This window comes from Methyloversatilis discipulorum (assembly GCF_018780585.1).
In the GTDB taxonomy this organism is placed as follows: Bacteria; Pseudomonadota; Gammaproteobacteria; order Burkholderiales; family Rhodocyclaceae; genus Methyloversatilis; species Methyloversatilis discipulorum_B.
Map to the genome: position 1 here is coordinate 112727 of NZ_JADMJL010000019.1, position 25376 is coordinate 138102.

Below are 25376 nucleotides of genomic sequence, written 5' to 3' on the forward strand. Positions count from 1 at the left end.
AACCGCAAGGAGATTACATGCGACATTACGAAGTGGTTTTCATCGTCCATCCGGACCAGAGCGAGCAAGTGCCCGCCATGGTCGAGCGCTACCGTACGCTGGTCACCGGCCGCAACGGCAGCATCCACCGCCTGGAAGACTGGGGTCGCCGCCAGCTGGCCTACCCGATCCAGAAGGTGCACAAGGCTCACTACGTGCTGATGAACATCGAGTGCGACGGCGAAACGCTGGCCGAACTCGAGCACGCCTTCAAGTTCAACGACGCCGTTCTCCGCCACCTCACCATCAAGATGCGCAAGGCTGTCGTCACGCCGTCGCCGATGATGAAGGAAGAGAAGTCGCGTTCGCTGCTGGCACCGGCTGCTGAAGCCGCTGCCCCGGCTGCGGAACAGCCGGCGGCTTGACCGAAGGGCAGGGCGCGGTCGGCCCGGCGGCAAACAGCTTCACCTTGTCCGCCACGCTGATCGAACGCGATGCACTGAGACAGACCCCGGCCGGCGTGCCGATCCTGCGTGGATGCCTCGAGCACTTCTCGCAGCAGATCGAAAACGGTGCGCCACGCGAAGTCAGGTTTGAAACCGATTTCGTGCTGCTGGGAGACCTGGCAAGGATGCTCGCTCAAGCCCCGCTCGGAACGTCGTTGATCGCAGAAGGATTCATGGCAGCCCGCAGTGCGAAAAGCAGGCAGGGCGTCATGCACATAACCCGTATCGAATTCGTGACCTCGGGCAACTGAGCCCGGCGTCGCAACAGTGGAAGGAAACCACCATGGCTTTCAGACCGAAGAACGGCAAGAAGAAGGACGACCGCGGCTCGCGCAGCATGTTTAAGCGCCGCAAGTTCTGCCGCTTCAGCGCAGAGAAGATCGAAGAGATCGATTACAAGGACGTTGAAATCCTGAAGGACTTCATCTCCGAGAACGGCAAGATCATGCCGGCACGCCTGACCGGCACCCGCGCTGGCTACCAGCGCCAGCTGTCGACCGCCATCAAGCGCGCACGCTTCCTGGCGCTGATGCCTTACACCGACCTGCACCAGTAATCGAGGGAGACGACCATGCAAGTAATCCTGATGGACAAGGTCGCCAAGCTCGGCGATCTGGGCGATGTGGTGAAGGTGCGTGACGGTTACGCCCGCAACTTCCTGATCCCGACCGGCCGCGCCAAGCGCGTGACGCCGGAAAACCTGGCTGCTTTCGAAGCCCGCCGTGCCGAACTGGAAAAGGCCGCTGCCGAACGTCTGGCCGCTGCCAAGGCTGTCGCCGAGAAGCTCGAAGGCTTCATGGTGCAGATCACCCGCAAGGCCGGTGTCGATGGCCGCCTGTTCGGCTCGGTGTCGACGGCCGACATCGCCGAAGCGCTGGCTGCCCAGTCCTTCCCGGTGGACAAGTCGATGGTGCGCATGCCGGACGGCCCGCTGAAGGCCGTGGGCGACGCTCAGTTCGAGATCGCGCTGCACTCGGACGTGATCGCCACCGTGACGGTGTCGGTGCTCGGCGAGCATTGATCGCCGGCCTTCGGGCTGCGACGGAAAGGCCACCTGCGGGTGGCCTTTTTCGTTGACGCGCAGACGAACCGACATCTCATCCACAGCAAAGCCCACAGCTTTTCCACAGCTTGTGCAGTTGTCGTGCAGACGCTGCGCGGCTAGATTGCAGGATTGCCCCGGCAAGTTCTCCAGAATGAAAAAGACATCATGAGCAGCGTGCGCAACGCACCCGGTCCGGACGCCCAGGCGGCCCAGGCCGCGCAGGACAGACAGGTGGCGGCGCTGAAGCTGCCGCCGCATTCGATCGAAGCCGAGCAGTCGCTGATCGGTGGTCTGCTGCTGGACAACAGTACCTGGGACCGTGTTGGCGACCAGGTCAACGAATCCGACTTCTACCGCGACGATCACCGCCGCATCTTCCGCCACATCGCCAAGCTGATCGAGCAGGGCAAGCCGGCCGATGTCGTGACCGTCTATGAATCGATCGAGAAGGGCGACGAGGCGCAGCAGACCGGCGGGCTGGCCTATCTGGGCGAAATCGCCAACAACACGCCGTCGGCCGCCAATATCCGCCGCTATGCGGAAATCGTCCGTGAGCGTGCCATCCTGCGCAAGCTGGTCAGCGTCGGCGATGAGATCGCCGCCAATGCGCTGACGCCGCGCGGACGCGATGCCAAGACGCTGCTCGACGAGGCGGAATCGAAGATATTCGAGATCGCCGAGGCGGGCGCTTCGGCCAGTACGGGGTTCGTCGCCATTCAGCCCATCCTGGTGCAGGTGGTCAATCGCATCCAGGAACTGTACGACCGCGACGATCCGTCGGAAGTGACGGGGGTGCCGACCGGCTACGTCGATCTCGACGACAAGACCGCCGGCCTGCAGCCCGGAGACATGATCATCGTCGCCGGCCGTCCGGCCATGGGCAAGACCACCTTCGCGCTCAACATCTGCGAACACGTCGCGGTCGAGCTCGGCCTGCCGGTTGCCATCTTCTCGCTCGAAATGCCGGGCACCCAACTGGCCATGCGTTTCGTTTCGTCGGTAGCGAAGATCGACCAGGGGCGTCTGCGCACCGGCCGCCTGACCGACGATGACTGGGGTCGGCTGACCATGGCGCTGGGCAAGCTGCACGAGGCGCCCATCCATATCGACGAGACAGGCGGCATCAACCCGACCGACCTGCGGGCCCGCGCGCGCCGGCTCTATCGCCAGTGCGGCAAGCTCGGCCTGATCGTAATCGACTACCTGCAGCTGATGTCCGGCACCCGCGACGGCGAGAACCGCACCGCCGAGATTTCGGAAATCTCACGCGCGATCAAGTCGCTGGCCAAGGAGCTGCACGTGCCCATCATCGCGCTGTCGCAGCTGAACCGCGCGCTGGAACAGCGTCCGAACAAGCGACCGGTGATGAGCGATCTGCGCGAATCCGGCGCCATCGAACAGGACGCCGACATCATCATGTTCATCTATCGGGACGAGGTGTACAACCCCGATACCCAGGACAAGGGGCTGGCGGAAATCATCATCGGCAAGCACCGTAACGGCCCGACCGGTACCGTGGTGCTCGGCTTCCAGGGCGAGCACACGAAGTTCGTCAACGCTGCACGGCCCGGTTCCTACTGAGGCGCGCGTGACGGTCTGGCTGCGTCGCCTCGCCATCGTCATCGTCGTTCTGGCGGTGCTCGGTGCCGGCGCCTTCCAGCTCGCGCTGCACATGTTGCGCAGCCAGGTCGAGGCAGCGCTGGGGCCGCGTGGTGAGGTGGCCAGCGTCGAGGTCCGGCTGGATGCGGTGGTGCTTCACGAGGTGCGCATCCGCGCGCAGCGGGACGGCGATGCACCATGGCCGGCCGACGACGAACTACGCGCGCAGCGCGTCGAGGTGGTGCCGCAACTGCGCGACCTGCTGTCGGCACGCGTACGCATCGCTCGGATTACCGTCGAGGGCGCCTATCTGTCCATGCTGCGTACCCGGCAAGGTGGCTTGCGCGTGCTGCCCGCCCTGCTCGAAACGGGCTCGGCTGCCGACACGGACGGCAGCATGCCGCCGGTACATGTCGCGCGCATCGAACTGCGCGACGGCGCACTCGATTTCTTTGACGCCAGCGTGCGACGCACGCCACACCGGCTGGCGCTGACGGCGCTCAATGCGGACATCGGCCCGATCGACCTGCCAGCGCTCGACAGCGCGACCACGCTGGCCGTCGACGGGACCGTCAAGGGGCCACGACAGGACGGTCGGCTGGCGCTGAATGGCGAGGTCGTGCTGGCCACGCGCGACGCGAAGCTGGAGTTCTCGCTGCGCGGCGTCGATCTGGTCGCCTTCCAGCCCTATCTGATCCAGGCCGCGGAAACCGGCGTCAAGCGCGGCACGATGGATCTGGACATCCGTCCTGTCGTCGCCGACAAGCGCCTGAAGGCGCCGGGCACGCTCACGTTGACCGGTCTCGAACTGGCGTCCGGCAACACCTTCATGGGCATGCCGCGAGCGGCGGTGGTCGGGCTGATGAAGGACAGGAACGAGCGCATCAGCGTCGATTTCACGCTGGAAGGTCGCATCGACGATCCGAAATTCTCGCTGAACGAAGGCTTCGCAACGCGCGTCACCAGCGCCATGGCCGAGTCGCTCGGCGTCAGTCTTGGGGGCCTGGTGCGCGGCGTCGGCAATGCGGGCAGTTCGGTGGTGAAGGGTGTGGGCGAGGCCGTCGGCAAGCTGTTCGGCGACTGATTGCTGCCCGATCCGCCACGCTTGCCCGGCGTGGATCAGCCCGCCTGTGTCCGCGCCTGTTCCGCGCCCTTGAGCTGTGCGCTCAGGCGCTGCAGTTCGGCCCGCATGCGCGCCATCGCGTCCGGCGGCAGGCCGGACTGACGGGCGACCTCTGCGTGTACCTCCTCCGCTCTTTCCCGCAGCGCGTGGCCGGCCTCGGTCAGTCGTATTTCGAGCGCCCGCTCGTCGGTGCGATTGCGCGCGCGCGTGAGGTAGCCGCTGGCTTCGAGCCGCTTGAGCAGCGGCGTCAGCGTCGGCGAATCGAGATCCAGCCGTTCGGCCAGTGCCTTCAGCGTCAGTGCATCTTCCTGCCACAGCACCAGCATCACCAGATACTGCGGATAGGTCAGCCCGAGCGCCTTAAGACCCGGCGTGTAACAGCGCGTGATCGCGTGGGCGGCGGCGTACAGGGCGAAACACAGCTGCTGGTCCAGCAGCATCGGGTCGATGAAGGTCATGGCGATGTCCTCCGTGAGGGATCAGAGCACTTCGGCAGCGTGGTCGGCCAGACGCGAACGCTCGCCGCGCTGCAAGGTGACGTGGCCGCTGTGCGGCCAGCCCTTGAAGCGGTCGACGACATAGGTCAGGCCGGAGCTGCCTTCAGTCAGGTAGGGGGTGTCGATCTGCGCGATGTTGCCCAGGCATACGACCTTGGTGCCGGGGCCCGCGCGCGTGATCAGCGTCTTCATCTGCTTCGGCGTCAGGTTCTGCGCTTCGTCGATGATGAGGAACTTGTTCAGGAAGGTGCGCCCGCGCATGAAGTTCAGCGACTTCACCTTGATGCGGCTGCGAATCAGATCCATCGTCGCGGCACGGCCCCATTCGCCTGAGCCATTCGGATCGTCCGTCTTGTTCAGCACGTCCAGATTGTCTTCGAGCGCGCCCATCCACGGCGTCATCTTCTCTTCCTCGGTACCGGGCAGGAAGCCGATGTCCTCGCCGACCGGCACGGTAACCCGGGTCATGATGATTTCGCTGTAAAGCTTGGTTTCAAGAACCTGGGTGAGTCCGGCCGCCAGTGTCAGCAGTGTCTTGCCGGTGCCGGCCTGGCCGAGCAGCGTGATGAAGTCCACCTCGGGGTTCATCAGCAGGTTCAGCGCGAAATTCTGTTCGCGGTTGCGCGCCAGGATGCCCCAGACCGAATTCTTGTGATGGCTGTAGTCGACCAGCGTTTCCAGCACTGCCGTCTTGCCGGCGCGTTCCCGCACCAGCGCATGGAAGGGCTTGTCCTGCTTGGCGCCGGCTTCCTTGTAGACGAATTCGTTGATCAGCAGATCCGGGCACAGCGGGCCCTTGACCCGGTACATCGTACGGCCGTTTTCTTTCCACGACTCGAGGTTGCCGCCGTGCTCGTCCCAGAACTTCTCCGGCAGCTCGCGCGTGCCGGTGTAGAGCATGTCGGTGTCTTCGAGCACCTTGTCGTTGAAGTAATCCTGCGCATGCAGCCCGAGCGCGCGGGCCTTGATGCGCATATTGATGTCCTTCGACACCAGGATGACCTGACGACCCGGGTGACGTTCGGACAGGTGCATCACCACCGCGATGATCTGGTTGTCCGCCTTGGCGGTGGGCAGCGCGGTCGGCAGCACGCCGTTGATGGCTTCGGTCTGCAGCAGCAGATGACCGCTGGCGAGCTCACTCGATGCGGCCGCCAGCGGTATGCCTTCGGCGATCTTGTCTTCGGCACCGCTGACGATCTCATCGAGCAGGCGGCTCACCTGGCGCGCGTTGCGCGCCACTTCGGTCATGCCCTTCTTGTTGTTGTCCAGTTCTTCGAGCGTCATGATGGGCACGAAGATGTCGTGTTCCTCGAAACGGAACAGCGATGTCGGGTCGTGCATCAGTACATTGGTGTCGAGGACGAAGAGCTTGGTGGCCGGGGGCGACTTGCGGGAACGGCGGGCAGGGGCTGCTGCGGGGCGTCGGGTGGCCATGTGATCCTGTGGGCGTAAAGTCTCGGGTGGTGTCTTGGGTGCAGCGTTTCAGAGCGAGCGGACGAAGGCGAGCACCTCTTCCGCGTGGCCCGGCACCTTCACGCCGCGCCACTCGCGCAGGATAAGGTTGTCCGGACCGATGACGAAAGTGCTGCGTTCCACACCGCGCACCTGTTTTCCGTACATGTTCTTCATCTTCATCACGCCGAACAGCGTACATGCCGTTTCGTCCGGGTCGGACAGCAGTTCGAAAGGCAGTTCGAGCTTGGCCTTGAAGTTCTGGTGCGACTTGATGCTGTCGCGCGAAATGCCGACCACGTCGGCGCCGAGCGACTTGAAATCGCCATAGCGGTCGCGGAAGTCCGCACTTTCCGTGGTGCAGCCCGGCGTGCTGTCCTTCGGGTAGAAGTAGATCACCAGCGGCTTGCCGGCGGCGGACAGCAGGAAGTCGGTGCCGGAGGTGGAGGGCAGGGTGAAGTCGTCAGCCCGGATTTCGCTCATCGTGTATCGGTCTCCAGTGCATGCAGGAAGGTGCGGTCAGGGCGTCGCGTCCGGCAGCAGCAGCGCGGCAGCCACCGCTCGCCCTTCGGCCACCAGAATGTTGTAGGTGCGGGCTGCGGCGAGGGTGTCCATCACCTCGACGCCGATGCCGGCCTCGATCATCGGCCGCAGCAGAGAGGGGGGCGGGAAGCGCTGGGTCGGGCCGGTGCCGAGCAGCAGGATCTGCACCGGCAGTGCCGCAAGTTCGGTGAAGTCTTCCGGCTTCAGGCGGTCGAGGTCGTCGGCGCCCCAGTCTTCGCGCAATTGCTCCGGCGCGATCAGGATGGTGCGCGTGACCCGGCGTTCGCCGATCTGCAGATAGCCGTCGCCGAAGCCGGTGACCAGCGGAATGGTGGGGCGGGGAGTCTGGTGCAGCTTCACGTCGCGTGGGGTGATGTCCGGGGTGGTTCGCAACTGTATCGTCGTGGCCGCCAGAACGGTTTTGCCCTGCTTTCGGCGGTCGCTTACAATCATACCTTTTTCGCCTGTCGGCAATGTTGCCAGGGCAGCGGCAAGTGCGTGCGCGCGCCGCATAGGTAATCCACATGTCCCGCCATACGCCCAAAGAGTCTTCCGAGTCCGCCATCGTGCATCCGCCGGTCACCAAGTCGTCCAAGCTCGCCAACGTCTGTTACGACATCCGCGGCCCCGTCCTCGCCCGTGCACGCCAGATGGAGGAGGACGGCCACCGCATCATCAAGCTCAACATCGGCAATCTCGCGCCTTTCGGCTTCGATGCGCCGGAAGAGATCGTGCAGGACGTGATCCGCAATCTGCCCGATGCCGCCGGCTACACCGACTCGCGCGGCCTGTTCGCGCCGCGCAAGGCCATCATGCAGTACTGCCAGGAAAAGAAGATTCCCGGCGTAGGCGTGGACGACATCTTCATCGGCAACGGCGCGTCCGAGCTGATCGTGATGGCGATGCAGGGTCTGCTCAACACCGGTGACGAGGTGCTGGTGCCGGCGCCCGACTATCCGCTGTGGACCGCCGCGGTGACGCTGGCCGGCGGTACTGCCCGCCATTACATCTGCGACGAGGGCGCCGACTGGATGCCCGACCTCAACGACATCCGCTCGAAGATCACGTCGAGCACGCGCGCCATCGTCATCATCAATCCGAACAATCCGACCGGCGCGCTGTACTCGGACGATCTGCTGCGCGACCTGGTGCAGATCGCGCGCGAGCACAAGCTCATCGTCTTCGCCGACGAGATCTACGACAAGACGCTGTACGACGGCGCGACCCACACCTCGATCGCCTCGCTGGCCGACGATCTGCTGTTCGTCACCTTCAACGGCCTGTCGAAGAACTACCGTGCCTGCGGCTACCGCGCCGGCTGGATGGTGGTGTCCGGCGACAAGCGCCACGCGCGCGATTACATCGACGGCCTGAACATGCTGGCGTCGATGCGCCTGTGTTCGAACGTGCCGGGCCAGTTCGCGATCCAGACGGCGCTCGGCGGCTACCAGAGCATCAACGACCTGATCAAGCCGGGTGGCCGTCTGGCGCGTCAGCGCGACGTGGCGTGGGAACTGCTCACCGACATTCCGGGCGTGAGTTGCGTCAAGCCGCGCGCTTCGCTCTACCTCTTTCCGAAGCTCGATCCGAAGATCTACCCGATCGAGGACGACCAGCGCTTCATCCTCGAACTGCTGGAAGAACAACGCGTGCTGCTGGTGCAGGGCACCGGCTTCAACTGGTCGCGCCCGGACCACTTCCGCGTCGTCTTCCTGCCGCACGAAGACGATCTGCGTGACGCCATCGGCCGCATCGCACGCTTCCTCGACGGCTACCGCAAGCGCCATGGCACTTGAGTCGCCGGTGCTCGAAGTGCTGCGCGTGGCGGGCGCTCGCGCGGTAACGGAACCCGGCTGGCTCGCCAGGGCCGAAACCGTGCATCGCGCGCTGCGCCCGGATCTGCCGGCCGACTATGCCGGCACGATGCAGGGCATCGTGGCCGACGGTGGCGAGATCGCGGTGGCCGTCGCCGAAGGTGAAGTCGTCGGTGTAACGGTCTTCCGCAGCTATCGCAACACGTCCTGCGGAGTGTTCTTCTATGTCGATGATCTGGTGACCGACCCGGCAGCGCGCTCGCGCGGCGTCGGCAAGCGGCTGCTCGACTGGCTGGCGGACGAGGCGAAGGCGCGCGGCGCGACCCGGCTGCGGCTGGATTCCGGCACCCATCGCGTCGATGCGCACCGCTTCTACCATCGCGAAGGCATGCACATCGCCTGTTTTCATTTTTCGCGGGATCTGGCCTGACCGGCCCGCGGCACCCATTACAAGACGAGGGACAGCATGAAACCCATCAACGTAGGCCTGCTCGGCATCGGCACCGTCGGCGGCGGCACCTGGACGGTGCTCACCCGAAACCAGGAAGAAATCACCCGTCGCGCCGGTCGCCCGATCCAGATCACCGCCGTTGCCGACCGCGACGTCGAGCGCGCGAAGTCGATGACCGGTGGTGCCGCCCGCGTGACCGGCGACGCCTTCGAGGTGGTGCGTGATCCCAGCATCGACATCGTGGTCGAGCTGATCGGCGGCTACACCGTGGCCAAGCAGCTGGTGCTGGAGGCGATCGCCAACGGCAAGCACGTGGTCACTGCCAACAAGGCGCTGCTCGCCGTGCACGGCCAGGAAATCTTCGCCGCGGCGCAGGCCAAGGGCGTCATGGTGGCGTTCGAGGCGGCCGTGGCGGGCGGCATTCCCATCATCAAGGCGGTACGCGAAGGGCTGACCGCCAACCGCATCGACTGGATCGCCGGCATCATCAACGGCACCACCAATTACATCCTGTCGGAAATGCGCGACAAAGGTCTCACCTTTGCCGACGCGCTGGCCGACGCGCAGCGCCTGGGCTATGCCGAAGCCGACCCGACCTTCGACATCGAAGGTGTCGATGCCGCACACAAGATCACGCTGCTGTCGGCGCTGGCCTTCGGTATCCCGGTGCAGTTCGACCGTGCCCACATCGAGGGCATCACCAAGCTGACCGCCGAGGACATCCGTTACGCCGAGGAACTGGGCTACCGCATCAAGCTGCTGGGCATCACCAAGCGCAAGGCCGACGGTTTCGAACTGCGCGTGCATCCGACGCTGATCCCGTCCAAGCGCCTGATCGCCAACGTCGAAGGCGTGATGAATGCCGTGGTGGTGAAGGGCGACGCGGTGGGCGCGACGCTGTACTACGGCCGCGGCGCAGGTGCCGAACCGACCGCCAGCGCGGTCATCGCCGATCTGGTCGACGTGACCCGTCTGCACACCGCCGACCCGGAACACCGCGTGCCTCATCTCGCCTTCCGTGCCGATCAGCTATCCGATACCCCCATCCTGCCGATCAGCGAGGTCGAAAGCGCCTACTACCTGCGCCTGCGCGTGCAGGACAAACCCGGCGTGCTGGCCGACATCACGCGCATCCTCGCCGACCAGGGCATCAGCATCGACGCGATGCTGCAGAAGGAACCGTCGGAAGGCGAACAGCAGGCCAACATCATCATGCTGACCCACGTCACCCGCGAGAAGCAGGTCGACGCGGCCATCGTCCGCATCGAGGCGCTGGACAGCACGGTGGGCGCGGTGACGCGTCTGCGTCTGGAAGAACTGAACGGCTGAGCGGACAGGGCGGGCCGGCGTTCAGCCGGCCGGCGCCGGCTCGGCGCTCACCGCGTCGGCCAGTTCGATGCGGTGATACAGCGCCGCCACGACGTCGGTGCGATCCAGCATGCCGACCAGACGGTCGGCGCCATTGATCACCGGCACCGCCGGCTGACGGCCGGAGGCCAGCGCCTCGGCGGCGTCGGCCACGCTGTCGTTCTGGCGCAGCACCAGCACGCCGTCGCGCACCTCGCGCATCATCTGTCCGACCACCTCCGCCTTGTCCGAGTGCGTGTGCGGTGAGCGTGCCAGCAGATGGCGCACGGCTTCGCCCATCGAGCGATTCGCCTCAGGCGACACCTCGCGCAGGAAGTCCTCCAGCGACAGCAGCCCGATCACCCGTCGGCTGCGGTCGACCACCGGCAGCGTATCGACCCGCAGCTTGCGCATCAGCAGCCAGGCGTCCGCCAGCGGCGTTGCGAATTCGACGGCGGGCGCCGTGACGGCGCCATCGATCAGATCGCCGCAGCGCATGCGATGCACGCGCTTGAAGGCATGCCGCAGTGTGCGCTCGTAGAGATCGACCAGATCGTCCTCGCGAATGTCGAGGAAGCTGTCGATCTCGCCCAGCGCCGCCTCCAGGTCGCGGTGGGCGATGACGGGCGGCGCCTGATGCATCTGCTGCTGGGCGGCAGGCGGCGTGCCCTGCGGGTAATGGCGGCCGGGGACGAGATTGTTCACCACCATCACCGCCACCATGATGGCGATCGTGTTCGCCGCCGTCGCCATCAGTGCAGGCTCGATGGCCGCCCCCTGTGCGGCGGCCATGGCCATGGTCAGCGCCATCGCGCCAGCGGGCGGGTGGATGCAGCGCGCCCAGGCGGTGAGCCAGATCGACGCCGCCAGTGCGACCGCCATCACCCACGGTCCGGCTGGCAGCCAGTGACCACAGGCGTAGCCCAGCGGCGCGGACAGCAGCAGGCCGCCGATCACCGACCACGGTTGGGCCAGCGGGCTGTGCGGCAGCGCGAAAAGGATGACGGAGGTCGCGCCCAGCGGCGCCAGGATGCGCTTTTCCTCGGCGCCGAGCGGCAGCACGAAAAGCACGCCCTCGAACAGCAGCAGGCCGAAGAAGCCGGCGAGCGTGCTGCGCCAGCGTTCTGCGCGGGACAGTGGCGGGGCGTCCGATACCAGATGACGCCGCAGCAGTTCAGTCAGGCCGGTCATCGAGTCGATCCGGGCAAAGCGCGCCAGTCTACCTTCATGCCCCATTGTGGTGCGAACATGTGCCCATAACCACAGCGCACGCTGGCGCGGGCCGGGCAGCGCCCTGTGCTAGATTAACGCCCCCTGCGCGCGCTCCGCGCGCCGCTTCTCGACCACGAATCCGATGCACGACGCGATGTACTACGTATCCACCCGCGGCCAGGCGCCGCAGAAGCGCTTCACCGAAATCCTGCTGGGCGGCCTGATGGAAGATGGCGGCCTCGCCATGCCCGTTCAGTACCCGCGGTTTACGGCGACCGATCTCGAAGCGATGCGCGGCATGGATTACCGCCAGCTCGCCTTCGCCATCCTGTCGCGCTTCGCCGACGACATTCCGGCCGCCGACCTGAAGGCGCTGATCGACCGCACCTATACGCCGGAGGTGTATCGCAACACCGTGTCCGGGTCGGATGCGCGCGACATCACGCCGCTGTATACGCTGGAATCCGGCCTGCATCTGCTCGAACTGTCCAATGGACCGACGCTGGCGTTCAAGGACATGGCGATGCAACTGCTCGGCAATCTGTTCGAGTACGCGCTGGAAAAAAGCGGCCAGCAGCTGAACATCTTCGGCGCGACGTCCGGCGACACCGGCTCCAGCGCGGAATACGCGATGCGCGGCAAGCATGGCGTGCGCGTGTTCATGCTGAGCCCGCACGGCAAGATGAGCCGCTTCCAGACGGCGCAGATGTTCAGCCTGCAGGATCCGAACATTTTCAACATCGCGGTGCGCGGCGTGTTCGACGACTGCCAGGACATGGTCAAGGCGGTGTCGAACGATCTCGATTTCAAGTCGAAGTACTGCATCGGCACGGTCAATTCGATCAACTGGGCGCGGGTGTCGGCCCAGGTCGTTTACTACTTCAAGGGCTATTTCGCGGCGACGAAGCACAACGGCGAAGAGGTGAGCTTCACCGTGCCGTCCGGCAACTTCGGCAACGTGTGCGCCGGCCACATCGCTCGCATGATGGGCCTGCCCATCCGTCACCTCGTGGTCGCGACCAACGAGAACGACGTGCTGGACGAGTTCTTCCGCACCGGCGTCTATCGTCCGCGCGCCACCGCGGAAACGCTGCACACGACCAGCCCTTCGATGGACATTTCCAAGGCCAGCAACTTCGAGCGCTTCATCTACGACCTGACCGGCCGCGATGCGGAGGCGGTGCGGTCGATGTGGGGCGAGGTCGATCGCGGCCGTCCGTTCGATCTGTCGGCGTCGTCGCTGTTCGGCAAGGTGGCGTCCGAATACGGATTCCAGTCCGGTGCCAGCAATCATGCGCACCGCGTCGCCACGATGCGGCTGGTCAACGAACGCTGGGGGCGCGCCATCGACACGCACACCGCCGATGGCCTCAAGGTCGCGCTGGAGCGACGCGAGGCCGGCGTGCCGATGATCGTGCTGGAAACAGCGCTGCCGGCAAAGTTCTCTGAAACCGTGGTCGAGGCCCTGGGCCGCGAGCCAGTGCGTCCGGCCGGCATGGAGAATCTGGAATCGCTGCCGCAGCGTTTCGAGGTGATGGATGCCGACGTGGCGGCCATGAAGGATTACATCGCGCGCCACGCCGGCTGAGCGCGGGGGGCGGTCGCCCCACGGATTCAAGACATCCGCCGGCCTGCCGTAGACCCGTACATCGAACTGTGTATGTACGGGGACAACTCATGGGTGAGCCGGTGAACGCATCGCTTGAAGCACTGCAACGACTTTCGGCCGAACTGGAGTCGGGGGACATCGTGTTCCCGACCAGCATCGACGTTTCGCTGCGCATCCGCCAGGCGCTCGAGAACCCGGACATCAACATCAACGAGGTCGCGCGCCTGGTCGGCGCTGAGCCGGTGCTGAGCGCGAAAGCGCTGCGTCTCGCCAATTCGGTGGCCTACAACCGCAGCGGCAACGAAATCACCGACGTGCGCACCGCTGTGAACCGGGTCGGCACCGAGCCGATCCGCATGCTCACGATGTCGCTCATCGTCCGCCAGATGGTCGATGCGCGTGCCGATGAGCGGCTGCGTGTGATGACGCACGACCTGTGGCAGCACACGATTCACGTGTCGGCACTCAGCTTCGTGATCGCGCGCCGGCTGTCCCGACTCAACGCCGATGCGGCGATGTTCGCTGGCGTCGTGCATGAGATCGGCCAGTTCTACCTGCTGGCCCGCGCCTCCGCCTTCCCGGCGCTGCTGCAGCGCGAGGAGGAATTGAGCGGCCTGATGTTCAGTTTCAGCCGCAGTGTCGGCCGGGCAGTGCTGGAATCGCTGAAGGTGCCGACCCAGATCATCGATGCGGTCGACGATCCGTCGATCACGGGACCGGTCGTGCCGCCCCGTTCGCTGGCCGACGTGCTTTTTCTGGCCGAGAGCATGGCGGCCTTCCCGAACCCGTTCTGCAGTGCGACGGCGGAGCACGACGCGGCGATTGCCGAGACGGTCACCGCCGACATCGACAACGAAACGCTCGACGCCGTGGTGGCCGAATCGCAGGAGGAAATCGACTCCATCATCGCGACGCTGCAGGTGTGATCGGCTCGACCGCCGGGGAGACCCTCAAGTCCGCGCCCGGCGGACCGTTAATTTCGGTGAAATCTGATAACAGCTGAACCAGGGCAAACCCGTCGAAAGACGGCGACGCAAAGTTTCCGGTCTACAGGGTGACGACACCCCATGACAGCGGGGCCGCCGCTATACTGCGCCACAGGTTGCGCTCCGACCTGAACCTTGCCCGGGTTTCGGCCTTTTCAGGTCGCTTTGAGCGACCGCAAAGGTAAACAATGAGCGCCGCTTCACCGATGCCTCCCAATCTGCCGCCCGAACGCGGACGCGTGATCAACGACTGCCGCGATTTCACGCTGCGTCGTCTGCGCGAATCGCTGCACGGCATGCTGACCAAGATCGAGGAAGATCTGGTTGCGCGTGCAGAAGCCGAGCTCGACCGCGACCAGCGCAACCTCTACATGTTCACCTGCGGTAAGGCTCGCGAGAACTGGGCCGGTATCGAGCAGGCCTTCATCGACAATCTTTCGCGCTATTTCGATGCCCGCGTGCGCGGTGAGCCGCTGAAGGCTTCGGCCGACGCCGCGCCGAAATCGCTCGACGAGCTGAGCCTGGTCGAGGAGGACGTGCTGACCCAGGATCTGGCGGTCAGCGAAATCACCCGCAAGCTGAAGGAACACTGCGACGAGGATCTGTACGCGGTCGAACAGCGCCTGGGCAGCCTGCTCGGCAAGCAGGACCCGACCGATGCCGATAACCCGATCGGTACCGAAGCCATCGCCAATGCGTTGCGCGCGGCGTCCGAGGAGGTCGATCCGGGCGTGCAGATGCGACTGGTGCTGCTGCAATCGCTCGAACAGCAGATTTCCAACGAGCTGGCCCGTCTCTATCAGGAACTGAATACCCGGCTGGTGCGCCAGAACGTGCTGCCCGGACTGCGCCGCGGGTTCCGGCGCGCACCGATGGCGGGGACGCGGCCGCGCGGCGCCGGGGCGGCACCGGGTGGCGAGCAGGCGGCGATGCCGCGGCCGGACTTCGGCACCGTGTCTTCGGTGCAGGGCTTCGGCAGCGCGTCGATGACGCAGGGCTTCGGCACGGCGTCGATGCATCAGGGCTTCGGCGATCCGTCGATGTCCGGCGTCGGCGGATTCGATGGCGAGGGCGACATCTATGCGATGCTGGCCCAGCTGGTGCAGGGGCAGATGGTTGCCCAGGGCATTCCGATGCCGGCTGCCGGCGGCAGCGGGCCCGCCGCCGGCTTCACGCCGGCCTCGCCCTTCGTGTTCGAGGCGCTGAGCGCGCTGCAGGCCGAGGCCGATCATCTGCCGGTGAGCCCGGGTGTCGGTCTTCCCGTTCCGGTAAATGTACTGCGCGATTTCCGCAGTTCCGATCTCGGCCGGCATCTGGGGCAGTTCGACGCGATCACGGTCGACATCGTCGCGATGCTGTTCGACCTCATCTTCGACGATGCGAACATCGCCGATCCGATCAAGGCGCTGGTCGGCCGGCTGCAGATTCCGCTGGTCAAGGTGGCCATGCTGGATCGCAGCTTCTTCTCCAGCAAGGCGCACCCGGCGCGTCGCCTGCTCGATCTCATTTCTCAGGCCATGCTGCGCTGGGGCCGCGATGTCGGCCACGACGATCCGCTGTACGTAAAGCTGGCGGAAATCGTCGATCGCATCCTGCGCGACTTCGAGCGCGACATGAGCCTGTTCGAGGCCTGCAACAGCGACCTCGAAAGCTTCATCGAGGCGCTCGAATCCGAGGAGTCGCAGCGTGCCGAAACGGCCGCCCGTCTGGCCGAAGAGCGCGAACAGGAACGTCTGCGCCGCGACGATGCGCGTCGCGCCGCTGACGACGCCGTCGACGACCGTCTGCGCACGCCGCTTCCTGCAGTGGTGCAGAACCTGTTGGACGGCGTCTGGCGTCGCCTGCTGCGCACGCTGGCCGAGCGCGGCGCCGATACCGAGGTCGATTACCGGCAGGCACTGGTAACCGCGGACGAACTGATCTGGAGCGTGCAGCCGAAGAGCGATCCGGAAGAGCGGCGCAAGCTGGTGCAGGCGTTGCCCGGCCTGCTGCGCAGGCTGAATCAGGGTTTCGACACGGCCGAAGCGCACCCGGCCGACAAGTTGCTGCTGCTCAACGGCCTGTTCGATCTGCACGCACAGTGGATCAAGCCAGGGGCGACGCCCGGCGCTCCGCCCCCGGTGAAGCAGTGGGTGCCGGGCGAGGGCTCGGCGAACGACGCGGTGCCGGCGCCCGAGGTGGTGACCGAGCACGTCGAGCAGGATGGCCTCGAGTACGAGGACATTTCGCTCAATCTGCCGGCGCATCTCGATATTGCCGACGAAGGCCGGGTGGCCGAGCTGAAGCGTGGCGACTGGGTCGAGTTCAAGCAGCCCGACGGCAGTTTTTCGCGTATGCGCTTGAACTGGGTCAGTCCGCAGCGCGGCATCTATCTGTTCACCAATCCCGGTTCCCCACGGGCCACCTCGATTGCGCCCGACGCGCTGGCGCTGCAGCTGGCGCGGGGCGAAGCGCGTATCGTCGATGCGGCGCCGATGTTCGAACGGGCGGTCAGTCAGGCGCTGGCACAGCCGCGCGACGAGGTTGCCGCCGGCTGAGCGTCCCGCGCGTGGCAGCGCATTCAGCGCGCGTGCTGGCGATCGTGCTTCTGGTGGCGGATGCTGCGCTTGGCGCGGTCCTGCATCTTTTCCATGTGCAGCGCCTCCTTCCTGTTCAGCGACCCGTCGGCCAGTGCCCGGTTTTCGGCGTGATCGATGTGCGCCTGCTGGTGTTCGAGCCGCGTTGCCTCGCGCTGGGTGAGCTTGCCACTTTCGACGCCGTGGTCGATGCGCTGTTCTTGCCGTGCCTGACGCGCGTCGATGCGTTGCTCCATGCGCTCGGAGGGCGTCTGCGCGAGCGCGCTGCCGGCGACGAGCAGGGGGGTGATGGCGAGCAGGCCGGGAATGAGTTTCATCGTGTTCTCCACAGGTTCAGCGTCGGCGGGATGCGTCTGCTGTGACCGTGAGACGTGCTGCCTGGGCCGGCCCTTACGCGCCGCCGCTGTAAGCGGATGTAATGTGCGCTCAGGCGCGTAAGGAATACCGCGCCGCGGCGTCAAACTGTCGTGTCCATCCTTCTGCTTGCGATGATGATTTTCCGTCTGACCCTGCTGTGTGGCCTGCTCTGGGCAGGTGTCGCGCAGGCCGAGGTGCCGGCTGTGCCGGACCCGGGTGCCTGGAGCGCCTTGCCCGCCGACCGGCGGGAAGCGCAGGCGCACGAATTGCGGCAGAAGCTGAAGGCGGCCACGCCAGAGGAGCGGCGCGAGTTCCGCGCCCGGCTGCGCGAGCGTCTGTCGTCGCTGCCGCCGGAGCAGCGCCGGGAAATGAGCGAGCGGCTGCGCGAAGACTGGAGATCGATGAGCGCGACCGAGCGCGAGCGCCTGCGCGCCGAACGGCGCGCCTACATACAGTCGCTGTCGCCGGACGAGCGGCGCGCGCTGTTGCGCGAGCGCCGCGAAATGCTCGAACGGATGACGCCCGAAGAACGCCGGCGGCTCAAACGTGAACTTGAACGCTGAGGGCGCGCTGTCCGGCTTCGGTGTGCTGCTGCCCACCGGCTGGCGCAGCGACGCGCTGTTGCTGCAGCAAGCGAGGGCGGGTGAACGTGTGGCCAGTGACGAACTGGTGAAACGCCTGCTGCCGCCAGCCCATGCGCTGGCCTGGAAACTGACCGGCGACGCCGCCGAATCCGACGACGTCGTGCAGGAGGCGTTCTGCCGCCTGTGGCAGCACGCCGGGCGCTTCGAGGGAAGGGCGCAGCTGTCCACCTGGTTCCTGAGCATCGTGCGCAATCTGTGCATGGACCGCTTCAGGCGCAGCCGGCCGCGCGCCGACGAAGCGGAGCTCGAATCGCTGGCCGATCCGCAGCCCACGCCGGAGGAGCACTGGCAGGCGGCTGCGCGCAGCGGCGCACTGCGCGCAGCCCTGGCAGGTCTGCCCGAGCGCCAGCGTGCGGCACTGATGATGTGGGCCTGGCAGGAGTACGATGTGGCGGCGATCGCGCGCGAGCTCGGCATTGCCGACAATGCGGCGCATCAGCTGCTGTTCCGGGCGCGCACACGCCTGAAGGCCCTGCTGGCCGGGGAGACCGACGATGACTGAACGATTTTCCGATGATGCGCTGCGCAGCGCACTGCGTTCGCTGCCGCCACCGCCGGTGCCTGCAGCACTCGCGGCGCGCGTGCGGGACGGCGCGCCGCGTCGTCCCGTGTCGCAGCGCCCGCGCTGGGTGACCGGCGTTGCGCTGGCCGCGCTGGTGCTCGCCGTGGCGGCCGGCGTGTTCGAGTACCGTGCGTGGCAGGAAACCGAAGAGCTGGCGCAGCTCGACGAGCTGTCGATCACCACCATGCTGGTTCTTTGACGCAACGGGTTTTCACCGTCGGGCCGGCCTGCTACGCTGCGCCGCTGCCTTGCCGATGGAGTGCATCAAATGCTGATTGACCGCCAACGTTCCTCGCTGCTGCTGATCGACATGCAGGAGCGCCTGCTGCCGGCGATGGACGACGCTGACCGCCTGCTCGACAACGTCGTGTGGATGGTAAAGATCGCGCAGCGGCTGTCGGTGCCGGTACTGGTCAGCGAGCAGTATCCGAAGGGCCTCGGGCCGACGGTGCAGACCCTGCGCGACCTGATCCCGGCCGAATCCATCGTGCCCAAGATGCATTTTTCATGCGTTTCCGACGGCTGCCTGAAGCCTCTGCTGGACGAGGCGCGGCCACAGGTCATCGTGTGCGGCATCGAATCGCACATCTGCGTGCTGCAGACCTCGATGGATCTTCAGTCCAGCGGCCGCCAGGTGTTCGTCGTCGCCGACTGCGTCGCCTCGCGCGACCCGTCCAACCGTGGCCTCGCGCTGGAGCGTCTGCGCCAGCACGGCGTGGTCATCGTGTCGCGTGAAATGGTCGCCTTCGAATGGCTGGGCGCGGCGGGTTCCGAGGAATTCCGCGAGATCAGCCGCACCTATCTGCGCTGATGTCGGCCAGCGTGGCGCAGCCGCACAGCGCCATGCTCATTTCCAGTTCGTCGCGCAGCAGCCGGATCACGTGCGCGACACCGAGCGCGCCGCCGACGGCAAGGCCCCACAGATAAGGGCGTCCGACCAGCACCGCGCGGGCGCCCAGCATCAGCGCGCGCAGCGCGTCGCTGCCGCTGTCGATGCCGCTGTCGAACAGTACCGGCACGTCGTCGCCGACCGCGGCGATCACCTCCGTCAGGCATGACAGCGCAGGTGGCGCGCAGTCCAGCACACGTCCACCGTGGTTCGATACGACGACCCCGTCGCAACCCAGATCGACGGCGCGCGCGGCGTCCGCCGCGTGCAGCACACCCTTGATCAGCAGCGGCACCGGCGTGCGCGCGCGCAGCCAGGCGAGGTCGTCCCAGCCGGGCGCGTCGCCCATCCAGCCGTCGAATACTTCGCTCTGCCCGGGCTGCAGTTGGCGGCCGGCCGGAGCGTCGATATTCACCGCGCGCACGTCGGCCGGCAACGGCGAGGCCGCCAGCTTGATCGGCGCATCGACGGTGAACACCACGCAGCGATAGCCGGCGGCGAGCGCGCGATCGAGCAGGCGTGCCGTGCGCTCGCGGTCGCCCTGCCAGTAGAGCTGGAACCACAGCTGTTTCTCGGCCGCACGGGCGATCTGTTCAAGCGGCTGGCTGGCCAGCGTGCTGACGACCATCTGCCCGTCCTGCGCCGCGGCCGCCATTGCGCTCGCACACTCACCGTCCGGATGCTGCAGGCGCTGGTAGGCGATCGGCGCCAGCAGCAGCGGGTGGCCTAACGTTTCGCCGAACAGTTCGATCCGCGTATGGCCGCCGCGCACGTCGGTCAGCGGTCGCGGTCGCAGCGGCATGGCGTCGAGCGCCGCACGGTTGGCGCGACCGCATACGGTGTCGCGGCCGCCGTCGAGGTAGTGCCAGATGTCCGGATGCAGCAGTTCGCGCGCCCGCTCGCGGTAGCCGGCGATCGACTGCGGCAGGTTGAGCGGCGCGTTCAGGCCGAACCCCAGCGGCGCAGCAGGTTGTGATAGATGCCGGTGAGCTTGACCATGGACGGCGTTTCGCCCAGCTGCTGGCGCAGCGTCAGCAGTTCCATGTCGAGGTCGAACAGCAGACGGCGCTGCTCGGCGTCGCGCACCATGCTCTGGATGAACATGAAGCAGGCGATGCGGGCGCCGCGCGTCACCGGCGTCACCTCGTGCACCGACGACGACGGGTAGAGCACCAGGCTGCCGGCCGGCAGCTTGACGCTGTGCCGACCGAAGGTGTCGTCGATCACCAGTTCGCCGCCGTCGTACTCATCCGGATCGGCGAGGAAGAGGGTGGCCGACAGGTCGGCGCGCACATAGCCGCTGCCGTCCGGCATCGCGCGCATCGCGTTGTCGATGTGCTGTCCGTAGCGGTTGCTGCCACCTGCGTAGCGGTTGAAGAAGGGCGGCAGTATCTTCGCCGGCAGTGCGGCGCTGAAGAACAGCGGTTCGCGGTTCAGCGCCGCCAGCACGCGCCGGCGCAGCTCGGGCAGCGTCGGGGCGCTTTCCGGCACCTGCTGGTTGTTCTTCACGACCGTCGCCTGCGATCCGGCGGTGAGGGCGCCACTGGCCCACTCGGAACGATCGAGCAGATCGCGGAGGACGGCGACTTCGTCGCCGGACAGCAGGTCATCTATCGTCAGCAGCATCGGAGCGAATTCATGGCGGACAGCAGGGCCGCGCGGCCGTCACCCGGACGGCGCGGGCCGCCGGCAAGTTCGAAGAAGTAGTTCTCGTTCCGCAGCTTATACACGTTCAGGCGCAGCTTGAGACCCTTGCTGATTTGACGCAGCGCAAGCGGCGCGCATACCGGGATGCGACCGCCGTCGAGGCGATGGCGTGGGGGTGTGCTCGACGGGACGTGTCGTGCTCAGAGATAGAGCACGGCCGGGAAGACGGTGACGGCCAGCACGAACACCAGCCATTCGAGGTTGTTGCGGGCGAGGAAGCCGGTGAAGTGCAGGATGAGCACCGTGATCGCCACAACGTAGTACAGGATGAACCACATCAGACGGAATCTCCGCGAGTAGGGGCTGGCGCCGGACGCTCAGCGTTCGACGTGGCGAAGTGAAAGGTCGATGGCGCGGACGTTCTTGGTCAGGACGCCGATGGAGATGCGGTCCACGCCGGTTTCGGCGATCGCCCGCACGCGGTCGAGGTTCACGCCGCCGGACGCTTCGAGTTCGGCGCGACCTGCGTTGATGGCGACCGCTTCGCGCATCTGTTCGATGGACATGTTGTCGAGCAGCACCATGGTGGCGCCGGCGTCGAGCGCCTCGCCCAGCTGGGCCAGCGTCTCGACCTCGATCTGGATGAAGGCATTCGACGGTGCGATGCCGCGCGCACGCGCCAGTACCGGACGGATGCCACCGGCGGCCATGATGTGGTTTTCCTTGATCAGGATGCCGTCGTACAGGCCCATGCGGTGATTCAGACCGCCGCCGACGGTGACCGCGTACTTCTGCGCCAGCCGCAGGCCGGGCAGGGTCTTGCGGGTGTCGACGATGCGTGCCGAGGTGCCGGCGATGGCGTCGACGAAGCGACGCGTGATGGTGGCGGTGGCCGACAGCAGCTGAACGAAGTTCAGCGCGGCACGCTCGGCGGTCAGCAGCGCACGCGTTTCCGACAGGATTTCACACAACCGCTGGTCCGGCGCGACCCACTCGCCTTCGGCCACATGCCAGGCGACGGTCGCTTTCGGGTCGAGCGCACGCAGGCAGGCTTCGAACCAGTCGCGGCCGCACAGCACTGCTTCCTCGCGCGCTGTCACCATGCCGGTGGCCGCGCGTCCGGCCGGGATCAGCCGTGCGGTCAGGTCGCCGGTGCCGACGTCCTCGGCCAGCGCCTGCGACACGTTGCGTTGTATTTCGATGGACAGCTGATCGTTTTCCCGCATGGCTCGTCTTCTGTATTTGTCGCGGCGCATTCTAGCATCGGCCTGCCCCGGCCCATGCGAGCCGCAAGGCTGGCACAGGCAATCCGGCCTTCCTCCCAAGTTCGTCACGAATCGGGTTCACGTGTGCGCCGCCATGCTTAAAGTTGCGCTGCTCGCTGCCGTAGCAGGGGGATCAATACGAGAGCCGACTCGAACAGGCTCCGCTCGCATCGTCCTTTTGGGGAGAAGGAAATGTTCATCCATGTGGACGCGCCGCTGGCGCGCGGCCCGGCATCGCCCTGTCGATGCGGGGCGCTGCTGCCATGACGGGGCACTACCACCCGCTTCTGGTCGCGCTGTCACTGCTGGTGGCGGTGATGGCCGCCTGGTCCGCACTCGATCTGTCGCAACGCATCCACAGCACCGACCGGCGCGCCGCGCGCATCTGGCTCTTTTCCGGTGCGCTGGTGCTCGGAACCGGCATCTGGTCGGTGAACTTCGTCGGCATGCTCGCCTATGCGCTGCCGATGCAGACCGGCTTTGACCTGATCATCACCGTGCAGTCCTGGCTGACATCGGTCGGCGTATCGCTGTTCGCGCTGCTCTGCGCCAGTCGGCTGGCACCGGCGCAGCGACTGCGCGCTCCGCTGGCCCTGGTCTTCGGCGCCGGTGTCGTGATGGTGTTCCACCTTGCGTTGTTGGCGATGCGCATCGAACCGGCGGTCGGATACCGTCCGGGTCTGCTGGCGCTGGCCGTGCTGCTCGCCTGGGCGCTGGCAGCGGCGACCGCCCGCGCGCTGCTCAGGATGCGTGCGCTCGATGGTCGCGCGCTCTATCTGTTCAAGGTGCTGGCGTCGATGGCGATCGGGTTCGTGCTGTGCGCAGTGCACTACATCTGCATGGCGGCCGTCCGCTTCGACGCGAATGCAGTCAGCCTGGCCAAGCACGAGATCGATCCGACCTGGCTGGGGCTGACCATCGCCGTCGCGGCCATCGGCTTCACCTGGATAGGCAGCGTCGCCGCGCTGTTCGATGCCCGCATGGAACATCGCACGCGGCAGCTGGCGATGCGTCTGAAGGCGGCCAACAGCGAACTGATGCACGCGGCGCTGCACGACCCGCTGACCGATCTGCCGAACCGCGTCAATTTCGATGCTGCGCTGGCCGAGGCGGCCGAGCGTGTGCGGGGGCGAGGGGCGCGACTGGCGGTGCTGTTCGTCGATCTCGATGGCTTCAAGCCGGTCAACGACGTGCTCGGTCACCACGTCGGTGACGAGGTACTCAAGTGCGTTGCGCGCCGGCTGCGCAACGGTCTGCGCGAGGGCGACCTGGTGGCCCGCATCGGCGGTGACGAGTTCGTCATGCTGTCCGAAGGCGCGATCGATGCCGAAGGTGCCGGCCGGCTGGCGCAGCGCCTGGTCGATGCCGCCAGCCAGCCGATGCTGATCGGCACCCATGAGATACAGGTGTCGGCGTCGGTCGGTGTCGCGCTGTTTCCCGACGACGGCGACGAGAATCGCGTGCTGGTCTGCGCCGACACTGCGATGTACGCCGCCAAGCACGCCGGCCGCAACACATGGCGTCTGTACTGCGAGGACATGGACGGCGGCGGTGCCGACATCCTCGGCATGCAGCGTGCGATCCGCCGTGCGCTCGACAATGACGAGTTCGTGCTGCACTACCAGCCCAAGGTGAGTGCGGTCGATGGCGAGCTGCGGGGCGTCGAGGCGCTGATCCGCTGGCAGGACCCGGAGCGCGGCATGGTGCCGCCGGTCGAGTTCATCCCGGTGGCCGAGCGCTTCGGGCTGATCAACGCGATCGGCTTCTGGACGCTGCGTGAGGCCTGCGGCCAGATACGCAGCTGGATGCACGCCGGTCGGCGCATACCGGTGGCGGTGAACCTGTCGCCGCAGCAGTTCAGGCAGCCCGATCTGGTCGAGCGCGTGCGCGCCTGCATCGACGAGTTCGACATCGATCCCGGCCTGCTCGCGCTGGAGATTACCGAGTCGGTGGTGATGGAAAGTTCGACCAGCGTGCGGCGAGTGCTGGAAGAACTGAAGGCCATGGGTGTCACGCTGTCGATCGACGACTTCGGTACCGGCTATTCCTGCCTCGCCTATCTGTGCCGGCTGCCGGCGCGTCAGCTCAAGATCGACCGCACCTTCGTCATCGACATGGACCACGTCACCGAAGCGCGCCATGTGGTCGAGGCCGTCATCCGCCTCGCCCATTCGCTGCGCATGGAGGTGGTGGCCGAGGGCGTCGAGCGCTCGGAACAGGTGATCGCGCTGCGCGCGCTCGGTTGCGACCTGATACAGGGCTATTACTTCTCGCGGCCGGTGCCGGCGGGTGAGATCGAGGCGCTGCTGCAGAGCCGGCAGCTGGGCGAGCTGTCGAACCGGGCACGCAGCCTCGGCGAGGGCTTGCAGGCCGACGCGGCCAACACGCCGCAGCCGCTCGAACTGGCCGCCGGTTGAGCGTCAGCGCCGGTGGGCCAGCCAGGCGCTGGCCAGTCCGCAGACGACGATGAGGCCGGCGCCGCCGACGGCGCTGGCGCCCGGCAGGTCGCCAAACACCAGCCAGCCCATCAGCGTCGCCCACACCAGTTGTACGTAAATGAGCGGGCTCAGCACCGAGGCCGGCGCGAAGGCCATCGCGCGTATCAGCAGGAAGTGGCCGGCCATGCCGGACACGCCCAGCGACACCACCAGCAGCGCGTCGACCGGCCCGGGCAGTTCGCTGTGCGCGGCCGCCGGCAGCGCCAGCGTGGACAGCGTCGCACCGACCAGCGCGGTGTAGTAGAGCGTGGTCAGCGGCCGCTCGGTCGGCGCCAGCTTGCGTGTGGCCAGCTGGTACAAGGCATACAGCAGCGAGCCGCCGAGCAGCATCAGTACGGGCAGCAGCGGCAGATGACCGTCCGGACGCGCGATCAGCAGCACGCCGGAGAAGCCGAACAGCGCCAGCAGCCAGTTGGCGGCCGTCACCCGTTCGCCCAGCACCGGCCCGGCGAGCAGCGTCACGATCAGCGGCGTGACGAAGAACAGCGACGTGCCCTCGGCCATCGGTATCGTCTTCAGCCCGCCCATGATCAGGAAGGACACGCCGGCCAGCAGTGCGGCCCGCAGTATCTGCAGCCGCCAGCGCGGCGTCACCAGCAGGTCGCGGCGCATGCGCGGCCACAGCACCGCGCCGAGCACGATGGCGGGCACCAGATAGCGCGCCCACACCAGCACGCCGACCGGGTAGCGTTGCGACAGGTATTTGCCGGTGGTGTCCAGCACAGCGAAACAGAACAGCGCGGCCAGCATGAAGGCCACGCCGATCAGCGGA

28 protein-coding genes and 1 riboswitch are annotated in these 25376 nt (G+C 66.4%); of the genes, 17 read left to right on the plus strand and 11 right to left on the minus strand.

The features are described 5' to 3' along the window. Nucleotides 1-17: 17 nt before the first annotated feature. The 6 genes from rpsF (at nucleotide 18) to IV112_RS09845 (ending at nucleotide 4213) form a co-directional block, all read left to right on the plus strand. Nucleotides 18-404 (plus strand): 30S ribosomal protein S6, encoded by a 387-nt coding sequence (rpsF, locus tag IV112_RS09820; RefSeq protein WP_008058992.1) that lies wholly within the window; start codon nucleotides 18-20, stop codon nucleotides 402-404. Continuing rightward, nucleotides 401-736 (plus strand): primosomal replication protein N, encoded by a 336-nt coding sequence (gene priB, locus IV112_RS09825; RefSeq protein ID WP_020164930.1) that lies wholly within the window; start codon nucleotides 401-403, stop codon nucleotides 734-736. Before rpsF ends, priB begins: the two co-directional genes overlap by 4 nt. Before the next feature lie 32 nt (nucleotides 737-768). Continuing rightward, complete coding sequence (rpsR, locus tag IV112_RS09830; protein WP_008058994.1) at nucleotides 769-1041, plus strand: 30S ribosomal protein S18; 273 nt, start codon at nucleotides 769-771, stop codon at nucleotides 1039-1041. 15 nt (nucleotides 1042-1056) lie between these two features. Beyond that, nucleotides 1057-1506 (plus strand): 50S ribosomal protein L9, encoded by a 450-nt coding sequence (gene rplI, locus IV112_RS09835; RefSeq protein WP_029143718.1) that lies wholly within the window; start codon nucleotides 1057-1059, stop codon nucleotides 1504-1506. Nucleotides 1507-1695: 189 nt separating this feature from the next. Next, nucleotides 1696-3111 carry a replicative DNA helicase gene (gene dnaB, locus IV112_RS09840; protein WP_020164928.1) on the plus strand — a complete coding sequence of 472 codons (1416 nt, stop codon included), beginning with the start codon at nucleotides 1696-1698 and terminating at the stop codon, nucleotides 3109-3111. A 7-nt stretch (nucleotides 3112-3118) separates the two neighbouring features. Continuing rightward, nucleotides 3119-4213, plus strand: a complete 1095-nt coding sequence (locus tag IV112_RS09845; RefSeq protein WP_304003268.1) for a DUF748 domain-containing protein — start codon at nucleotides 3119-3121, stop codon at nucleotides 4211-4213. A 35-nt stretch (nucleotides 4214-4248) separates the two neighbouring features. Here the strand turns inward: IV112_RS09845 and IV112_RS09850 are convergent, their stop codons facing one another. The 4 genes from IV112_RS09850 to IV112_RS09865 are packed head-to-tail and all read right to left on the minus strand — an operon-like array spanning nucleotide 4249 to nucleotide 7200. Further along, nucleotides 4249-4710, minus strand: coding sequence for a MarR family winged helix-turn-helix transcriptional regulator (locus tag IV112_RS09850; RefSeq protein WP_304003270.1), 462 nt, complete (start codon nucleotides 4708-4710; stop codon nucleotides 4249-4251). Between the two features lie 21 nt (nucleotides 4711-4731). Then, complete coding sequence (locus IV112_RS09855; RefSeq protein WP_020164926.1) at nucleotides 4732-6186, minus strand: PhoH family protein; 1455 nt, start codon at nucleotides 6184-6186, stop codon at nucleotides 4732-4734. A gap of 48 nt (nucleotides 6187-6234) precedes the next feature. After that, nucleotides 6235-6687, minus strand: coding sequence for a peroxiredoxin (locus IV112_RS09860; RefSeq protein WP_304003273.1), 453 nt, complete (start codon nucleotides 6685-6687; stop codon nucleotides 6235-6237). Between the two features lie 36 nt (nucleotides 6688-6723). Then, nucleotides 6724-7200 carry an Mth938-like domain-containing protein gene (locus IV112_RS09865; RefSeq protein WP_304003274.1) on the minus strand — a complete coding sequence of 159 codons (477 nt, stop codon included), beginning with the start codon at nucleotides 7198-7200 and terminating at the stop codon, nucleotides 6724-6726. A 71-nt stretch (nucleotides 7201-7271) separates the two neighbouring features. On the opposite strand from IV112_RS09865, the gene IV112_RS09870 reads away from it, so the two are divergent. Genes IV112_RS09870 through IV112_RS09880 form a run of 3 tightly spaced genes read left to right on the plus strand, consistent with a single transcriptional unit; the run spans nucleotide 7272 to nucleotide 10341 of the window. Next, nucleotides 7272-8543 carry a pyridoxal phosphate-dependent aminotransferase gene (locus tag IV112_RS09870; protein ID WP_304003276.1) on the plus strand — a complete coding sequence of 424 codons (1272 nt, stop codon included), beginning with the start codon at nucleotides 7272-7274 and terminating at the stop codon, nucleotides 8541-8543. Further along, entirely contained in the window at nucleotides 8533-8991 is a 459-nt protein-coding gene (locus IV112_RS09875; RefSeq protein ID WP_304003277.1) for a GNAT family N-acetyltransferase, read from the plus strand. Before IV112_RS09870 ends, IV112_RS09875 begins: the two co-directional genes overlap by 11 nt. A gap of 36 nt (nucleotides 8992-9027) precedes the next feature. After that, nucleotides 9028-10341 (plus strand): homoserine dehydrogenase, encoded by a 1314-nt coding sequence (locus IV112_RS09880; protein WP_304003279.1) that lies wholly within the window; start codon nucleotides 9028-9030, stop codon nucleotides 10339-10341. 21 nt (nucleotides 10342-10362) lie between these two features. On the opposite strand, the gene IV112_RS09885 is transcribed toward IV112_RS09880, so the two are convergent. Continuing rightward, nucleotides 10363-11550, minus strand: a complete 1188-nt coding sequence (locus tag IV112_RS09885) for an HPP family protein (RefSeq protein WP_304003281.1) — start codon at nucleotides 11548-11550, stop codon at nucleotides 10363-10365. A gap of 163 nt (nucleotides 11551-11713) precedes the next feature. Here IV112_RS09885 and thrC point away from each other — a divergent pair, with 163 nt between their 5' ends. The 3 genes from thrC (at nucleotide 11714) to IV112_RS09900 (ending at nucleotide 16703) form a co-directional block, all read left to right on the plus strand. Continuing rightward, nucleotides 11714-13159, plus strand: a complete 1446-nt coding sequence (thrC, locus tag IV112_RS09890; RefSeq protein ID WP_304003283.1) for a threonine synthase — start codon at nucleotides 11714-11716, stop codon at nucleotides 13157-13159. A gap of 101 nt (nucleotides 13160-13260) precedes the next feature. Continuing rightward, entirely contained in the window at nucleotides 13261-14106 is an 846-nt protein-coding gene (locus tag IV112_RS09895; RefSeq protein ID WP_304003285.1) for an HDOD domain-containing protein, read from the plus strand. 72 nt (nucleotides 14107-14178) lie between these two features. Continuing rightward, nucleotides 14179-14267, plus strand: a riboswitch (cyclic di-GMP riboswitch). Between the two features lie 87 nt (nucleotides 14268-14354). Beyond that, the gene (locus IV112_RS09900) at nucleotides 14355-16703 is read left to right on the plus strand and encodes a DUF1631 family protein (RefSeq protein WP_304003288.1); all 2349 of its coding nucleotides are present in this window, start codon (nucleotides 14355-14357) and stop codon (nucleotides 16701-16703) included. Between the two features lie 23 nt (nucleotides 16704-16726). Here IV112_RS09900 and IV112_RS09905 read toward each other — a convergent pair whose 3' ends face one another. After that, nucleotides 16727-17059, minus strand: coding sequence for a hypothetical protein (locus IV112_RS09905; RefSeq protein ID WP_304003289.1), 333 nt, complete (start codon nucleotides 17057-17059; stop codon nucleotides 16727-16729). A 150-nt stretch (nucleotides 17060-17209) separates the two neighbouring features. On the opposite strand from IV112_RS09905, the gene IV112_RS09910 reads away from it, so the two are divergent. The 4 genes from IV112_RS09910 to IV112_RS09925 all read left to right on the plus strand — a co-directional run bounded on the left by IV112_RS09910 (nucleotide 17210) and on the right by IV112_RS09925 (nucleotide 19116). Then, on the plus strand, nucleotides 17210-17662 hold the full coding sequence (locus IV112_RS09910) for a DUF3106 domain-containing protein (RefSeq protein ID WP_304003291.1): 453 nt from the start codon (nucleotides 17210-17212) through the stop codon (nucleotides 17660-17662). Further along, entirely contained in the window at nucleotides 17646-18245 is a 600-nt protein-coding gene (locus IV112_RS09915) for an RNA polymerase sigma factor (RefSeq protein ID WP_304003293.1), read from the plus strand. Before IV112_RS09910 ends, IV112_RS09915 begins: the two co-directional genes overlap by 17 nt. Continuing rightward, on the plus strand, nucleotides 18238-18504 hold the full coding sequence (locus IV112_RS09920) for a hypothetical protein (RefSeq protein WP_304003295.1): 267 nt from the start codon (nucleotides 18238-18240) through the stop codon (nucleotides 18502-18504). The genes IV112_RS09915 and IV112_RS09920 overlap by 8 nt, the downstream gene beginning before the upstream one ends. A 69-nt stretch (nucleotides 18505-18573) precedes the next feature. Further along, on the plus strand, nucleotides 18574-19116 hold the full coding sequence (locus IV112_RS09925) for a hydrolase (protein WP_304003297.1): 543 nt from the start codon (nucleotides 18574-18576) through the stop codon (nucleotides 19114-19116). Here the strand turns inward: IV112_RS09925 and IV112_RS09930 are convergent. The 4 genes from IV112_RS09930 to nadC form a co-directional block, all read right to left on the minus strand. Then, nucleotides 19094-20065: an alpha-hydroxy acid oxidase gene (locus IV112_RS09930; RefSeq protein ID WP_368500438.1), complete on the minus strand. Its 972-nt coding sequence runs from the start codon at nucleotides 20063-20065 to the stop codon at nucleotides 19094-19096. The genes IV112_RS09925 and IV112_RS09930 overlap by 23 nt on opposite strands. Nucleotides 20066-20136: 71 nt before the next feature. Beyond that, nucleotides 20137-20820, minus strand: coding sequence for a Fe2+-dependent dioxygenase (locus IV112_RS09935; RefSeq protein ID WP_304003300.1), 684 nt, complete (start codon nucleotides 20818-20820; stop codon nucleotides 20137-20139). 221 nt (nucleotides 20821-21041) lie between these two features. Next, nucleotides 21042-21179: a hypothetical protein gene (locus IV112_RS09940; protein ID WP_008059032.1), complete on the minus strand. Its 138-nt coding sequence runs from the start codon at nucleotides 21177-21179 to the stop codon at nucleotides 21042-21044. Between the two features lie 39 nt (nucleotides 21180-21218). Continuing rightward, nucleotides 21219-22067 (minus strand): carboxylating nicotinate-nucleotide diphosphorylase, encoded by an 849-nt coding sequence (gene nadC, locus IV112_RS09945; RefSeq protein ID WP_304003303.1) that lies wholly within the window; start codon nucleotides 22065-22067, stop codon nucleotides 21219-21221. Nucleotides 22068-22369: 302 nt separating this feature from the next. On the opposite strand from nadC, the gene IV112_RS09950 reads away from it, so the two are divergent. Beyond that, the gene (locus tag IV112_RS09950) at nucleotides 22370-24523 is read left to right on the plus strand and encodes a putative bifunctional diguanylate cyclase/phosphodiesterase (RefSeq protein WP_304003305.1); all 2154 of its coding nucleotides are present in this window, start codon (nucleotides 22370-22372) and stop codon (nucleotides 24521-24523) included. A gap of 3 nt (nucleotides 24524-24526) precedes the next feature. On the opposite strand, the gene IV112_RS09955 is transcribed toward IV112_RS09950, so the two are convergent. Then, nucleotides 24527-25363 (minus strand): DMT family transporter, encoded by an 837-nt coding sequence (locus IV112_RS09955; protein WP_304003306.1) that lies wholly within the window; start codon nucleotides 25361-25363, stop codon nucleotides 24527-24529. Between the last annotated feature and the right edge of the window lie 13 nt (nucleotides 25364-25376).